This is a genomic window from Flavobacterium sp. CR10 (assembly GCF_055814415.1).
Window position 1 is genome coordinate 16,514 of sequence record NZ_CP185985.1, and the last position, 15,514, is coordinate 32,027.

Annotated in this window: 4 protein-coding genes, 2 tRNA genes and 5 rRNA genes; 2 read left to right on the forward strand and 9 right to left on the reverse strand. The window is 42.5% G+C overall.

The window, feature by feature from the left end; all coding sequences use genetic code 11:
• Positions 1 to 18: 18 nt before the first annotated feature.
• Positions 19 to 1,467 (forward strand): glyceraldehyde-3-phosphate dehydrogenase, encoded by a 1,449-nt coding sequence (locus tag ACNRYB_RS00085; RefSeq protein ID WP_129744971.1) that lies wholly within the window; start codon positions 19 to 21, stop codon positions 1,465 to 1,467.
• A gap of 64 nt (positions 1,468 to 1,531) precedes the next feature.
• On the opposite strand, the gene ACNRYB_RS00090 is transcribed toward ACNRYB_RS00085, so the two are convergent.
• Complete coding sequence (locus ACNRYB_RS00090; RefSeq protein ID WP_008467950.1) at positions 1,532 to 1,990, reverse strand: Lrp/AsnC family transcriptional regulator; 459 nt, start codon at positions 1,988 to 1,990, stop codon at positions 1,532 to 1,534.
• Positions 1,991 to 2,191: 201 nt separating this feature from the next.
• Between ACNRYB_RS00090 and ald the strand changes: the two genes are divergently transcribed.
• Positions 2,192 to 3,310, forward strand: a complete 1,119-nt coding sequence (gene ald, locus ACNRYB_RS00095; protein ID WP_177212328.1) for an alanine dehydrogenase — start codon at positions 2,192 to 2,194, stop codon at positions 3,308 to 3,310.
• A 126-nt stretch (positions 3,311 to 3,436) separates the two neighbouring features.
• Here the strand turns inward: ald and pafA are convergent, their stop codons facing one another.
• The 8 genes from pafA to ACNRYB_RS00135 form a co-directional block, all read right to left on the reverse strand.
• Positions 3,437 to 5,056 (reverse strand): alkaline phosphatase PafA, encoded by a 1,620-nt coding sequence (gene pafA / locus ACNRYB_RS00100; protein ID WP_473728909.1) that lies wholly within the window; start codon positions 5,054 to 5,056, stop codon positions 3,437 to 3,439.
• A gap of 335 nt (positions 5,057 to 5,391) precedes the next feature.
• Positions 5,392 to 5,501, reverse strand: a 5S ribosomal RNA gene (gene rrf / locus ACNRYB_RS00105).
• A 157-nt stretch (positions 5,502 to 5,658) separates the two neighbouring features.
• Positions 5,659 to 8,541, reverse strand: a 23S ribosomal RNA gene (locus tag ACNRYB_RS00110).
• A gap of 135 nt (positions 8,542 to 8,676) precedes the next feature.
• A tRNA-Ala gene (locus ACNRYB_RS00115) sits at positions 8,677 to 8,750 on the reverse strand.
• Positions 8,751 to 8,841: 91 nt separating this feature from the next.
• Positions 8,842 to 8,915, reverse strand: a tRNA-Ile gene (locus ACNRYB_RS00120).
• Positions 8,916 to 9,044: 129 nt separating this feature from the next.
• Positions 9,045 to 10,558: ribosomal RNA gene (locus ACNRYB_RS00125) — 16S ribosomal RNA — on the reverse strand.
• A 1,724-nt stretch (positions 10,559 to 12,282) separates the two neighbouring features.
• A 5S ribosomal RNA gene (gene rrf, locus ACNRYB_RS00130) occupies positions 12,283 to 12,392 on the reverse strand.
• A gap of 157 nt (positions 12,393 to 12,549) precedes the next feature.
• Positions 12,550 to 15,432: ribosomal RNA gene (locus tag ACNRYB_RS00135) — 23S ribosomal RNA — on the reverse strand.
• The 16S, 23S and 5S rRNA genes sit together here with 2 tRNA genes alongside, the layout of an rRNA operon.
• Positions 15,433 to 15,514: the final 82 nt, after the last annotated feature.

Below are 15,514 nucleotides of genomic sequence, written 5' to 3' on the forward strand. Positions count from 1 at the left end.
CATTTTATTTTTTCAATTATGAGTAACAAATCATTGTACCAAAAAGAGGTATCATTACAAGTCGACCGAAGAAAAGCCGGTGTAGAATTAATTAAAGTCATAAGCGATTTATGGTATGACAAATCAATCGAAATGGTTTTATTCAAGAATCAGTTATTGGATAAAAACGTGAGCGATATTATCAATCTTCATCAATATGCTGGAGAATTCGTAGGTAAACCAATCACCATTTTTGATTCGGTTGAAATCGCAAAAGTCGTTTTATCTTTAGATCTTCCACCAGCAAAAATAGATTTAGGAAAACTAACTTATGAATATCGTTTAGAAGATGAAAAATATCCTGATGCGAGATATTTTGTTATTGAAAAATTGAAAAAAGCAAAATCTTCAAAAGAAATCAAACCAAAAGATATTGTTTTGTACGGTTTCGGAAGAATTGGACGTTTGTTGGCGAGAGAGCTAATGTCTAAAACTGGAAAAGGAGATCAATTGCGTCTGAGAGCCATTGTAACCCGTGATAAAAATGATGCAACAAGCTTAGAGAAACGAGCTTCTCTATTGCGATATGACTCAATTCACGGCGATTTTCAAGGTTCTGTAATTGCAGACACTAAAAATAATGCATTAATTATAAACGGAACAACTGTTCATATCATTACTGCCAATTCTCCAGAAGAAATTGATTACACTACTTACGGAATCAATGATGCTTTAGTAATTGATAACACTGGTGCATTTACAACTGAAGAAGCCCTTAGAAGACATTTAACTTCAAATGGAGCAAGTAAAGTTTTGTTAACCGCTCCTGGAAAAGGTGTTCCAAATATTGTACATGGTGTTAATCACAATGAATTTAATCCTGATGAAGTAAATATTTTTTCTGCGGCATCTTGCACAACAAATGCTATTACTCCAATTTTAAAAGTAGTTGAAGAAACTCTTGGTGTTGTAAAAGGTCATTTAGAAACCATTCATGCCTACACCAACGACCAGAATCTGGTTGATAATATGCATAGAAAATATCGTCGTGGAAGAGCTGCTGCTTTAAATATGGTTATTACCGAAACTGGTGCAGGAAGTGCTGTGGCAAAAGCTTTGCCATCATTGGAAGGTAAATTAACTTCAAATGCTATTCGTGTTCCTGTTCCTAATGGCTCTCTTGTTGTATTAAATTTAGAAGTTAAGAAAGCGACATCGATTACTGCAATCAATAAAATTATGAAGAAATATGCTCTTGAAGGAGAACTTGTAGAGCAAATCAAATATTCTTTAAACAATGAATTGGTTTCGTCTGATATAGTTGGAACTTCTGCTCCATCTATTTATGACAGCAATGCTACCATTGTTTCAAAGGATGGAAAAAATATAGTGCTATATATTTGGTATGACAATGAATATGGATATAGCCATCAAGTTATTCGTTTAGCAAAATATATTGCCAAAGTAAGACGTTATACATATTATTAATTCAACCAAACTAACTTTTTTTCTTAAAACCATCAGGATTTTCTTGATGGTTTTTTGTTTTAGTTTAAATAGGAAGAACAGTAGTACTCTTTACTTCTGAAATTACAAAAACGGTATTTATTAAAGAAACTTCAGGCAGAACCGATAATTTTTTCTGATGAAAGTGATGATAACTTTCCATATCTGGAATTATGATTTTCAGCATATAATCGAAGTTTCCTGAAACGTAATTACACTCTACTACTTCTGGCAAATTCAAAATCGATTGATTAAATCCTTCCGAAGTATCATAAGTCTGTTTTGTCAACGTAACTTGGCAGTAAACTGTCAAATTATTCCCCAATTTTTTCTTGTCTAGAAGTGTGACATATTTTTCTATAATACCATCTTTTTCAAGGCGTTTCACACGATCATGAACAGGTGTCAAAGACAAATTTATTTTGTTTGCAATGTCTTTTAAAGTGTAGTGCGCATCTTCTTGTAATAGACGTAGGATTTTTTTGTCAATTTCATCTAAAGCCATAACGAAAACGTTTTATTAAAATTAGTCCGATTTAGTCATTTTTTCTTTTTGAAGAATAAATTCAGACCAAAAACAGAACATTTTTCTGTAAAAGTAAAAAATAAAATAATATTTTCTTATTTATTAAGCATTAAACCATAATTTATTCGCTATCTGTAGATTTGTAAAACAATTTCAATAAAAACAAAAAAATATAACAAAATGATAATAGGTGTTCCTAAAGAAATAAAAAATAACGAAAATAGAGTTGCTTTAACTCCTGCAGGTGTTTCTGAAATGAAAAAACACGGACATACAGTGTATGTTCAATCTACTGCTGGTTTAGGAAGCGGTTTCGCTGACGCAGAATATGCTGAAGCTGGTGCGGTTGTTTTACCAACTATTGAAGAAGTTTATGCTATTGCAGAAATGATCATCAAAGTAAAAGAGCCAATTGCTTCAGAATATCCATTGATTAAAAAAGATCAATTATTATTTACTTACTTCCACTTTGCATCTTCAGAAGAATTGACACATGCAATGTTAGAAAAAGGAGCTGTATGTTTAGCATATGAAACTGTTGAAAAAACAGATAGAAGCTTACCTTTATTAGTTCCAATGTCTGAGGTTGCTGGTCGTATGGCAATCCAACAAGGGGCAAAATACCTTGAAAAACCATTAAAAGGAAGAGGAATTCTTTTAGGAGGTGTTCCAGGTGTACCGCCAGCTAAAGTATTAGTTTTAGGTGGAGGAATTGTAGGAACTCAAGCTGCTAAAATGGCTGCTGGTTTAGGTGCTCAAGTTACTATCATGGACTTAAGCTTACCACGTTTACGTCAATTAGATGACATCATGCCAGCAAACGTAAACACAGAAATGTCTAACCACTACAACATTACAAGAGCAATTAAAGATGCTGACTTAATTGTTGGAGCAGTTTTAATTCCAGGAGCAAAAGCACCTCACTTAATCACTCGTGATATGCTTAAATTAATGCGCCCAGGAACTGTTGTTGTTGACGTAGCTGTTGACCAAGGAGGTTGTATTGAAACTTGTACTCCAACAACTCATGAAAACCCAACATTCATTATTGACGATATCGTTCACTACTGTGTAGCTAATATGCCGGGAGCTGTTCCTTACACTTCTACTTTAGCATTAACAAACGCAACTTTACCATATGCTGTACAATTAGCAAACAAAGGATGGGAAAAAGCTTGTGCAGAAAATGAAGAATTGAAAAAAGGATTGAACGTAGCTAATGGAAAAATCCTTTACAAAGGAGTTGCAGAAGCTTGGAATCTTCCTTTTAACGAAGAAATAGTATTAGCAAACGCATAGTGCTAATACTTATATAAGTGCTTACTAAATCACTATTACAAGAAGGCTTTTCTTAATTGAAAAGCCTTTTTTTATGGCATAAAAAAACCTGTCACGAAGACAGGCTTTTCAAAATATTACTATATTTTATTTTTTATTGTCAAGAACTTCAGTCATAACTTTTGCCTCGGTTCCATTTGGAAAAGTAACTTTAATTTTTTGAGCAATTGTTGGAGCAATTTCCGTAATCGCTTTTTTCTCATACGATTCACCTTTTTTGATGTGCCAACCGTAGAAAATAGCTGGAACGTGCGTATCGTAGCTATAAATAGTGCCATGTGATGTACCTGTTGGTGTATATTCTATCATTCCAGGTTTATCTACAATAACTAAATCACCATTTTGTGTAACATCATAACCTTTTGCAACAAAATTAAGAGCATAATCATTTCCAGCGTTAGCTAAAACTTCTTCTTCTGTATAAACTTTTTTAACTTGTGGTTGAGTAATTAAAAACTTTTTAAAAGCATCTTTAACTTTATCAAGATCTAATTTCTTGTCTTTAATAATTTGCTTATTGAAGAAAACATTAAAGTTTGAGTAATTTTGAATCAAATCTACACCAAATGTCTTAGTAGAGAAATCCTGCAAGCTTTTCTTAACCTCTTTAGAAGGATAATTATCTACATTATATTTACGATCTTTCAAATAGATTACATTTTCTGCGCCAGCATGGTCCGCTGTTAAGAAAAGTAAATAATTACCCTTACCAACTGTTTTATCAAGATATGCTAAAAAATCAGCAATCGTTTGATCCAATCTCAAGTAAGTATCTTGAAGCTCCATAGATCTTGGACCAAGTAAGTGTCCCACATAGTCTGTAGAAGAAAAACTAACTGTTAAGAAGTCAGTAATATTATCTTTACCTAATTCTTCTTTCTCAATAGCTCTTTTTGCAAATTCAGCTAATAAATCGTTACCAAAAGGAGTTGCTCTAATAATTCCAGCGTCGTTCTTCTCATACATTGATTTTAAATCATACGGAAAAACAGGAGCAGCACTTCCATATAGTTTACCTTCGTATGGGTTATTATCTGGAAGACTTTCGTTATAAACCGAAGCAGGCTTATACAAATCCCATCCTTTATTAATATATTTTAAGTAGTTTTTTTCATTATTGAATTCTGTAACCCATTCTGGCAGTTTTTCACCATAAAAAGTACTAGAAATAAAAGAACCTGTTTTACTATACCAGAATGCCCAGTTAGCAAAATGTCCTGCTGGTAATATAGCACCTCTATCTTTTAAGCTTAGTCCAATAACTTTTCCAGTAAAATTAGTTGCCATTCTAACTTCATCTGTAATTGTAGTACTTTGAAGGTTTTTTGGAGACATCGCGCCTTCTTCTGCTGTACCATCACCTACTGTTTTAACACCGGCATCATCAGTACAGTACGTTTCTTTACCAAGTGTTCTGCTAAACCATTCGTTACCAACAATTCCGTGAGTCGCTGGAGTCGTACCTGTGTAGATTGAAGCGTGTCCAGGAGCAGTGTAAGTTGGCATATAATTGTAATGCATATTCTGGAAAGTAAATCCATCATTCATTAATCTTTTAAAGCCGTTAGGAGAAAAATCATCTGAAAAGCGATATAAATATTCCATTTTCATTTGATCTACAACTATACCCACTACTAACTTTGGACGTTGTTGCGCACTCAAACCTGTAACAGCTAGAAGTGCTAACAATAAAATATTTTTCTTCATATTTAAAAAGTAATTTAAACACAAAAATACTCATTCAAATTCAAAAAGTCTAAAGTATCAATATTTAACCGTCAACAATTGACTATAATTTAACACTTATAGACTCAAGACTGCAGATGCTTATGGCGTTTCCCTTCGGGCCGTGCTGTCCGCTGTATCTTTTGCGGGAGGAGCGACAGGGAAAATGAGGCTCTGCGTGTCCCGCAAAAGGATGCCGCTTCCATCACTAACGCGGCTTCAGGCTAATCTGAACCCGTCATCCAATCTTGAGGCAGCTTTTTTCAAAATCATATAAAAACAGAAAACCCTATCCGAATTGGATAGGGTTTTCAAAAGAAAGGCGACGACATACTCTCCCACAATAATGCAGTACCATCTGCGCAGGCGGGCTTAACTTCTCTGTTCGGGATGGGAAGAGGTGAGCCCCGCCGCAATAACCACCTTAAGGCTATTCGCTGCAAGCAGCTTCCGACTGTTAATTATCAATTGTGAATTGTTAATGATCAATCAGACAATATTTTAACATACTGGGATAAAGAAACAAATAAGCTTTTCTAGTTAAGAAAGTTCCTTCCTCCCCGCAGGGCGGGGAGGAAAAGTCTGTGCATAAGCTTACGGATTATTAGTACTACTCGACTGTGACATTACTGCCTTTACATCTGTAGCCTATCAACGTGGTCATCTTCCACGATCCTTAAAAGAAATCTCATCTTGTGGTGGGTTTCGCGCTTATATGCTTTCAGCGCTTATCCCTTCCCAACGTAGCTACTCTGCGGTGCCCCTGGCGGGACAACAGATACACTAGAGGTTAGTCCAATTCGGTCCTCTCGTACTAGAATCAGATCCACTCAAATTTCTAACGCCCGCAGTAGATAGAGACCGAACTGTCTCACGACGTTCTGAACCCAGCTCGCGTGCCACTTTAATGGGCGAACAGCCCAACCCTTGGGACCTTCTCCAGCCCCAGGATGTGACGAGCCGACATCGAGGTGCCAAACCCCCCCGTCGATATGAGCTCTTGGGGGAGATCAGCCTGTTATCCCCGGCGTACCTTTTATCCTTTGAGCGATGGCCCTTCCATGCGGAACCACCGGATCACTATGCTCTACTTTCGTACCTGATCGACCTGTATGTCTCTCAGTCAAGCTCCCTTATGCCATTGCACTCTACGCACGGTTACCAAGCGTACTGAGGGAACCTTTAGAAGCCTCCGTTACTCTTTTGGAGGCGACCACCCCAGTCAAACTACCCACCAAGCACTGTCCCCCGCAACACGGGGTTAGGCCTCAGATAAACAAAGGGTTGTATTTCAACAATGACTCCACAGCGCCTGGCGACGCCACTTCACAGTCTCCAACCTATCCTACACATCATTTATCCAAGGTCAATACTAAGCTATAGTAAAGGTGCACAGGGTCTTTTCGTCCCACTGCGGGTAAACGGCATCTTCACCGTTACTACAATTTCACCGAGCTCATGGCTGAGACAGTGTCCAGATCGTTACACCATTCGTGCAGGTCGGAACTTACCCGACAAGGAATTTCGCTACCTTAGGACCGTTATAGTTACGGCCGCCGTTTACTGGGGCTTCAATTCAATGCTTCTCCGAAGATAACATCTCCTCTTAACCTTCCAGCACCGGGCAGGTGTCAGGCCCTATACTTCATCTTGCGATTTTGCAGAGCCCTGTGTTTTTGATAAACAGTCGCCTGGACCTCTTCACTGCGGCCCCGATTGCTCGGGGCGACCTTTCTCCCGAAGTTACAGGTCTATTTTGCCTAATTCCTTAGCCATGAATCTCTCGAGCACCTTAGGATTCTCTCCTCAACTACCTGTGTCGGTTTACGGTACTGGTTCTTACTGCCTGAAGTTTAGAGGTTTTTCTTGGAAGCCCTTAGGCGCACTATCTCTTTGTCCGAAGACTCCGAGTACTATCGCATTTCACCAAACTCTCCGGATTTGCCTAGAGAGCCTATAGCTAGGTGCTTTAACGAACTATTCCGTCAGTTCGCGGCGCTTTCATCACTCCGTCACCCCATCACAGCAATAAGAAGTACGGGAATATTAACCCGTTGGCCATCGACTGTCCCTTTCGGGTTCGCCTTAGGTCCAGACTAACCCACAGCTGATTAGCATAGCTGTGGAAACCTTAGTTTTTCGGTGTGCGGGTTTCTCGCCCGCATTATCGTTACTTATGCCTACATTTTCTTTTCTGACCGGTCCAGCATACCTTACGATACACCTTCAGCCCTGTCAGAATGCTCCCCTACCACTTGCACATACATGCAAATCCATAGCTTCGGTAATATGCTTATGCCCGATTATTATCCATGCTCGTCCGCTCGACTAGTGAGCTGTTACGCACTCTTTAAATGAATGGCTGCTTCCAAGCCAACATCCTAGCTGTCTGGGCAGACAAACCTCGTTCTTTCAACTTAGCATATATTTGGGGACCTTAGCTGATGGTCTGGGTTCTTTCCCTCTCGGACTTGGACCTTAGCACCCAAGCCCTCACTGCTGCAAAACATTATATAGCATTCGGAGTTTGTCAGGAATTGGTAGGCGGTGAAGCCCCCGCATCCAATCAGTAGCTCTACCTCTATATAACTATTATCAGCGCTGCACCTAAATGCATTTCGGGGAGTACGAGCTATTTCCGAGTTTGATTGGCCTTTCACCCCTACCCACAGGTCATCCGAAGACTTTTCAACGTCAACCGGTTCGGTCCTCCACTGTGTGTTACCACAGCTTCAACCTGCCCATGGGTAGATCACACGGTTTCGCGTCTAACACTACTGACTAAAGCGCCCTATTCAGACTCGCTTTCGCTGCGGATCCATGGCTTAACCACTTATCCTTGCCAGCAGCGTTAACTCGTAGGCTCATTATGCAAAAGGCACGCCGTCACCCCACGAAAGGGCTCCGACCGCTTGTAGGCGCATGGTTTCAGGATCTATTTCACTCCGTTATTCACGGTTCTTTTCACCTTTCCCTCACGGTACTGGTTCACTATCGGTCTCTCAGGAGTATTTAGCCTTAGCGGATGGTCCCGCCGAATTCAGACAGGGTTTCACGTGCCCCGCCCTACTCAGGATGCCGCTATCCATTACGCTCGTTGCCCATACGGGGCTGTCACCCTCTATGGCGCTCCTTTCCAGAAGCTTCCGGTTCCTTGCGCATGAAATGTCGCGGTCCTACAACCCCGGCAATGCCGTAACAATGCCGGTTTGGGCTAATCCGCGTTCGCTCGCCACTACTTACGGAATCACTTTTGTTTTCTTCTCCTCCGCCTACTTAGATGTTTCAGTTCAGCGGGTTTGCCCACCTATCGGTGTGCTATATCTTCAATATAGCGGGTTGCCCCATTCGGATACCTGCGGATCGATCGGTGTGTGCCCGTCCCCGCAGCTTTTCGCAGCTTATCACGTCCTTCATCGCCTCTGAGAGCCTAGGCATCCCCCATGCGCCCTTATTTTGCTTATTGCACCAATCTTGCCTGTTAGAACAAGACCGTTTTTTTTGTTTTTATCATTGCCGATAAAAACGCTTTCTACTTTCTTATTATTTTCTTATCCCAATATGTCAATGAACTTTTACCTACCGTTTTTACGGCAGCTTCGTGGAGAATAACGGAGTCGAACCGTTGACCTCCTGCGTGCAAGGCAGGCGCTCTAGCCAGCTGAGCTAATCCCCCAAATCTAATGATGAATTGTGAATTATGAATTATGAATTAAGATTCATAACGCTTCAACTCTAGAATTTCCTTCTCTTCAAGCTTTAAAAAGTAGTCCCGGGCAGACTCGAACTGCCGACCCCTACATTATCAGTGTAGTACTCTAACCAGCTGAGCTACGAGACTCTGTTTTTTTTTACTTAAAAGTTTATTTCTTTAAATTAACAGCAAGAGTAATGCAATTTCACGATCCAAAACCTAAAACAGGCATCTTATTTCCCAAGCGTGCCTTCCGGCTAACACTTTGGGCTCTAGAAAGGAGGTGTTCCAGCCGCACCTTCCGGTACGGCTACCTTGTTACGACTTAGCCCTAGTTACCAGTTTTACCCTAGGCAGCTCCTTGCGGTCACCGACTTCAGGCACCCCCAGCTTCCATGGCTTGACGGGCGGTGTGTACAAGGCCCGGGAACGTATTCACCGGATCATGGCTGATATCCGATTACTAGCGATTCCAGCTTCACGGAGTCGAGTTGCAGACTCCGATCCGAACTGTGACCGGCTTTATAGATTCGCTCCCCCTCGCGGGGTGGCTGCTCTCTGTACCGGCCATTGTAGCACGTGTGTAGCCCAAGGCGTAAGGGCCGTGATGATTTGACGTCATCCCCACCTTCCTCACAGTTTGCACTGGCAGTCTTGTTAGAGTTCCCGACACTACTCGCTGGCAACTAACAACAGGGGTTGCGCTCGTTATAGGACTTAACCTGACACCTCACGGCACGAGCTGACGACAACCATGCAGCACCTTGTAAACTGTCTTGCGAAAGATCTGTTTCCAAATCGGTCAGTCTGCATTTAAGCCTTGGTAAGGTTCCTCGCGTATCATCGAATTAAACCACATGCTCCACCGCTTGTGCGGGCCCCCGTCAATTCCTTTGAGTTTCAAACTTGCGTTCGTACTCCCCAGGTGGGATACTTATCACTTTCGCTTAGCCACTGAAGTTGCCCCCAACAGCTAGTATCCATCGTTTACGGCGTGGACTACCAGGGTATCTAATCCTGTTCGCTACCCACGCTTTCGTCCATCAGCGTCAATCCATTGGTAGCAACCTGCCTTCGCAATTGGTATTCCATGTAATCTCTAAGCATTTCACCGCTACACTACATATTCTAGTTGCTTCCCAATAATTCAAGTCCTGCAGTATCAATGGCCGTTCCACCGTTGAGCGATGGGCTTTCACCACTGACTTACAAGACCGCCTACAGACCCTTTAAACCCAATGATTCCGGATAACGCTTGGATCCTCCGTATTACCGCGGCTGCTGGCACGGAGTTAGCCGATCCTTATTCTTACGGTACCGTCAGGCTCCTACACGTAGGAGTGTTTCTTCCCGTACAAAAGCAGTTTACAATCCATAGGACCGTCATCCTGCACGCGGCATGGCTGGTTCAGGCTTGCGCCCATTGACCAATATTCCTCACTGCTGCCTCCCGTAGGAGTCTGGTCCGTGTCTCAGTACCAGTGTGGGGGATCTCCCTCTCAGGACCCCTACCCATCGTTGCCTTGGTAAGCCGTTACCTTACCAACAAGCTAATGGGACGCATGCTCATCTTCCACCGTTGTGACTTTAATAACCGAACCATGCGGTCCGGTTATGCTATGAGGTATTAATCCAAATTTCTCTGGGCTATCCCTCTGTGGAAGGCAGATTGCATACGCGTTACGCACCCGTGCGCCGGTCTCAAATTCCGAAGAACTCTACCCCTCGACTTGCATGTGTTAAGCCTGCCGCTAGCGTTCATCCTGAGCCAGGATCAAACTCTTCATCGTATATTTTAATAATGTATATGCGACGCCTTGCTATCGGTTCTTTTAAAAATCTTTCGATTCCATTACTCTTATTCTATTTTGTTTTGAAATCTCTTTCAAAACGGCTGTCAATTCAATATGTCTACGAACGTGTCTTTTTCTTTTTCCGCTTGTGTTTCAAAGCGGGTGCAAAACTAAAACTTCTTTCTGTTTCTCGCAAGAAAAACTTGAAAAATTTTTGAAGCTTTCTTATCGCCTCATCTTTTCCGTTTTTCTTCCAATCCTTCAATGAGCTTCCGTGTTTTGCGGGGTGCAAATGTAAAAAGCTTTTTCTTTTCCCGCAAGCTTTTTTCAATCTTTTTTTCGAAAATCTCTTTCCTTAAAATGTGATCAGACTGCCGGAATGTCTAAGAGCGCTTTTCGCCGTTGCGGGTGCAAAAGTAGTGCCTTTTTCCGCTTTTCCAACACTTTTCCCAGACTTTTTTCAATCTTTTTTCAGATTATTTCTTAACTGTCTGGCAACGGATGCTTTACAGACTAAAGTTTTTTTAAACGCTTGAAGGATTTTTCTGCGTTCTGCTGTCCTTTGGGCTATTTTGCCGCAAAGACGCTAAGGCGCGAAAGCCATTTTTCTGCCGTTTTTAATCTTTAGTGCCGTTTTTAGAAGACAAATAAAGCCGAAAGCTTCTTCTGGAAACCGGTGCCATAGCCCCGATAGAAGCGGAAATCCTTTTGCTTTTTTCTTTAAAACACAAACAGATCTGAACATCTTTCTATCCAAAATTTAAAATAACATTCATCAATAAAGAAATTGCTACTCGTTTTTGCATTTTTTTACAAAACCAAAACATGACAGTTATCCAATATCTAGAAACATCTTCACAGAAAAAAAGACCAGTTTTATCAATTCATAATTAACCTCAAAAGTAAAGATAAACAATGCAGAAAAATATTTGTCAAAAATTAATTGCAAAATTATTTTAGACACCTTCATACCTAATCAGACTATACCATATTTTTTTGAGAAAAGCATTATCCAGGCTTACGGAAATACAAGCATCAAAAAAGAACACTCCCTCCATTCAGAAGAATCCCGCATAAATAAAACATTATTAACCAAAAGAAATTTAATTCAAAAGAGTATAAATAAAATTCAAAAAAAATTACCATACACATTGTCTTCAAAAACAACAAGCAGTAAATATTTAAGCACACTAATAGAGAGCTTCCTTCGAGTCAGACTGCCCGCTAAATCTTTTACAAAAAAAGCTTTAGAAGTGCAACATTTAGCAAAATGATACGTCTTATATCCCTAACGCGATCCTGTATAAAGAAGAGTTTATTTTTCAAAAGAAATTCTAATTCTAAAACTTAGGGACAAAATTCCAAACTCAAAGAATTAAAAATTCTCAGCTTCAATTACACCTCAATAAACTTTGCAAACTTTACCACTTTGCAAGGACTACAAAATAAAACTCATTGCACTCTTTTCAGCTAAATCCTAATGTGGATCTCCATACAGCTTTACATACTTCATAACTCTCAAGAAGAATCATCGACTAAGTTCTCTGCGGTTAAATTTTCAAAGCAAACCTGCCAGAAAGCAGAAAATCCTGCCCGACAAATCGAGAAGGACTTAAAAGAAAGGCGACGGCCCCATAGTTGCCGTGTCTCCCACACGGCTTCAATATTATTTTCCAAAAACAAAAAAATCCCCATCAGATTAATGATGAGGATTCTTAAAAGAAAGGCGACGACATACTCTCCCACATGACTGCAGTACCATCTGCGCAGGCGGGCTTAACTTCTCTGTTCGGGATGGGAAGAGGTGAGCCCCGCCGCAATAACCACCTTAAGGCTATTCGCTGCAAGCAGCTTCCGACTGTTATTTATCAATTGTGAATTGTTAATGATCAATCAGACAATATTTTAACATACTGGGATAAAGAAACAAATAAGCTTTTCTAGTTAAGAAAGTTCCTTCCTCCCCGCAGGGCGGGGAGGAAAAGTCTGTGCATAAGCTTACGGATTATTAGTACTACTCGACTGTGACATTACTGCCTTTACATCTGTAGCCTATCAACGTGGTCATCTTCCACGATCCTTAAAAGAAATCTCATCTTGTGGTGGGTTTCGCGCTTATATGCTTTCAGCGCTTATCCCTTCCCAACGTAGCTACTCTGCGGTGCCCCTGGCGGGACAACAGATACACTAGAGGTTAGTCCAATTCGGTCCTCTCGTACTAGAATCAGATCCACTCAAATTTCTAACGCCCGCAGTAGATAGAGACCGAACTGTCTCACGACGTTCTGAACCCAGCTCGCGTGCCACTTTAATGGGCGAACAGCCCAACCCTTGGGACCTTCTCCAGCCCCAGGATGTGACGAGCCGACATCGAGGTGCCAAACCCCCCCGTCGATATGAGCTCTTGGGGGAGATCAGCCTGTTATCCCCGGCGTACCTTTTATCCTTTGAGCGATGGCCCTTCCATGCGGAACCACCGGATCACTATGCTCTACTTTCGTACCTGATCGACCTGTATGTCTCTCAGTCAAGCTCCCTTATGCCATTGCACTCTACGCACGGTTACCAAGCGTACTGAGGGAACCTTTAGAAGCCTCCGTTACTCTTTTGGAGGCGACCACCCCAGTCAAACTACCCACCAAGCACTGTCCCCCGCAACACGGGGTTAGGCCTCAGATAAACAAAGGGTTGTATTTCAACAATGACTCCACAGCGCCTGGCGACGCCACTTCACAGTCTCCAACCTATCCTACACATCATTTATCCAAGGTCAATACTAAGCTATAGTAAAGGTGCACAGGGTCTTTTCGTCCCACTGCGGGTAAACGGCATCTTCACCGTTACTACAATTTCACCGAGCTCATGGCTGAGACAGTGTCCAGATCGTTACACCATTCGTGCAGGTCGGAACTTACCCGACAAGGAATTTCGCTACCTTAGGACCGTTATAGTTACGGCCGCCGTTTACTGGGGCTTCAATTCAATGCTTCTCCGAAGATAACATCTCCTCTTAACCTTCCAGCACCGGGCAGGTGTCAGGCCCTATACTTCATCTTGCGATTTTGCAGAGCCCTGTGTTTTTGATAAACAGTCGCCTGGACCTCTTCACTGCGGCCCCGATTGCTCGGGGCGACCTTTCTCCCGAAGTTACAGGTCTATTTTGCCTAATTCCTTAGCCATGAATCTCTCGAGCACCTTAGGATTCTCTCCTCAACTACCTGTGTCGGTTTACGGTACTGGTTCTTACTGCCTGAAGTTTAGAGGTTTTTCTTGGAAGCCCTTAGGCGCACTATCTCTTTGTCCGAAGACTCCGAGTACTATCGCATTTCACCAAACTCTCCGGATTTGCCTAGAGAGCCTATAGCTAGGTGCTTTAACGAACTATTCCGTCAGTTCGCGGCGCTTTCATCACTCCGTCACCCCATCACAGCAATAAGAAGTACGGGAATATTAACCCGTTGGCCATCGACTGTCCCTTTCGGGTTCGCCTTAGGTCCAGACTAACCCACAGCTGATTAGCATAGCTGTGGAAACCTTAGTTTTTCGGTGTGCGGGTTTCTCGCCCGCATTATCGTTACTTATGCCTACATTTTCTTTTCTGACCGGTCCAGCATACCTTACGATACACCTTCAGCCCTGTCAGAATGCTCCCCTACCACTTGCACATACATGCAAATCCATAGCTTCGGTAATATGCTTATGCCCGATTATTATCCATGCTCGTCCGCTCGACTAGTGAGCTGTTACGCACTCTTTAAATGAATGGCTGCTTCCAAGCCAACATCCTAGCTGTCTGGGCAGACAAACCTCGTTCTTTCAACTTAGCATATATTTGGGGACCTTAGCTGATGGTCTGGGTTCTTTCCCTCTCGGACTTGGACCTTAGCACCCAAGCCCTCACTGCTGCAAAACATTATATAGCATTCGGAGTTTGTCAGGAATTGGTAGGCGGTGAAGCCCCCGCATCCAATCAGTAGCTCTACCTCTATATAACTATTATCAGCGCTGCACCTAAATGCATTTCGGGGAGTACGAGCTATTTCCGAGTTTGATTGGCCTTTCACCCCTACCCACAGGTCATCCGAAGACTTTTCAACGTCAACCGGTTCGGTCCTCCACTGTGTGTTACCACAGCTTCAACCTGCCCATGGGTAGATCACACGGTTTCGCGTCTAACACTACTGACTAAAGCGCCCTATTCAGACTCGCTTTCGCTGCGGATCCATGGCTTAACCACTTATCCTTGCCAGCAGCGTTAACTCGTAGGCTCATTATGCAAAAGGCACGCCGTCACCCCACGAAAGGGCTCCGACCGCTTGTAGGCGCATGGTTTCAGGATCTATTTCACTCCGTTATTCACGGTTCTTTTCACCTTTCCCTCACGGTACTGGTTCACTATCGGTCTCTCAGGAGTATTTAGCCTTAGCGGATGGTCCCGCCGAATTCAGACAGGGTTTCACGTGCCCCGCCCTACTCAGGATGCCGCTATCCATTACGCTCGTTGCCCATACGGGGCTGTCACCCTCTATGGCGCTCCTTTCCAGAAGCTTCCGGTTCCTTGCGCATGAAATGTCGCGGTCCTACAACCCCGGCAATGCCGTAACAATGCCGGTTTGGGCTAATCCGCGTTCGCTCGCCACTACTTACGGAATCACTTTTGTTTTCTTCTCCTCCGCCTACTTAGATGTTTCAGTTCAGCGGGTTTGCCCACCTATCGGTGTGCTATATCTTCAATATAGCGGGTTGCCCCATTCGGATACCTGCGGATCGATCGGTGTGTGCCCGTCCCCGCAGCTTTTCGCAGCTTATCACGTCCTTCATCGCCTCTGAGAGCCTAGGCATCCCCCATGCGCCCTTATTTTGCTTATTGCACCAATCTTGCCTGTTAGAACAAGACCGTTTTTTTTGTTTTTATCATTGCCGATAAAAACGCTTTCTACTTTCTTATTATTT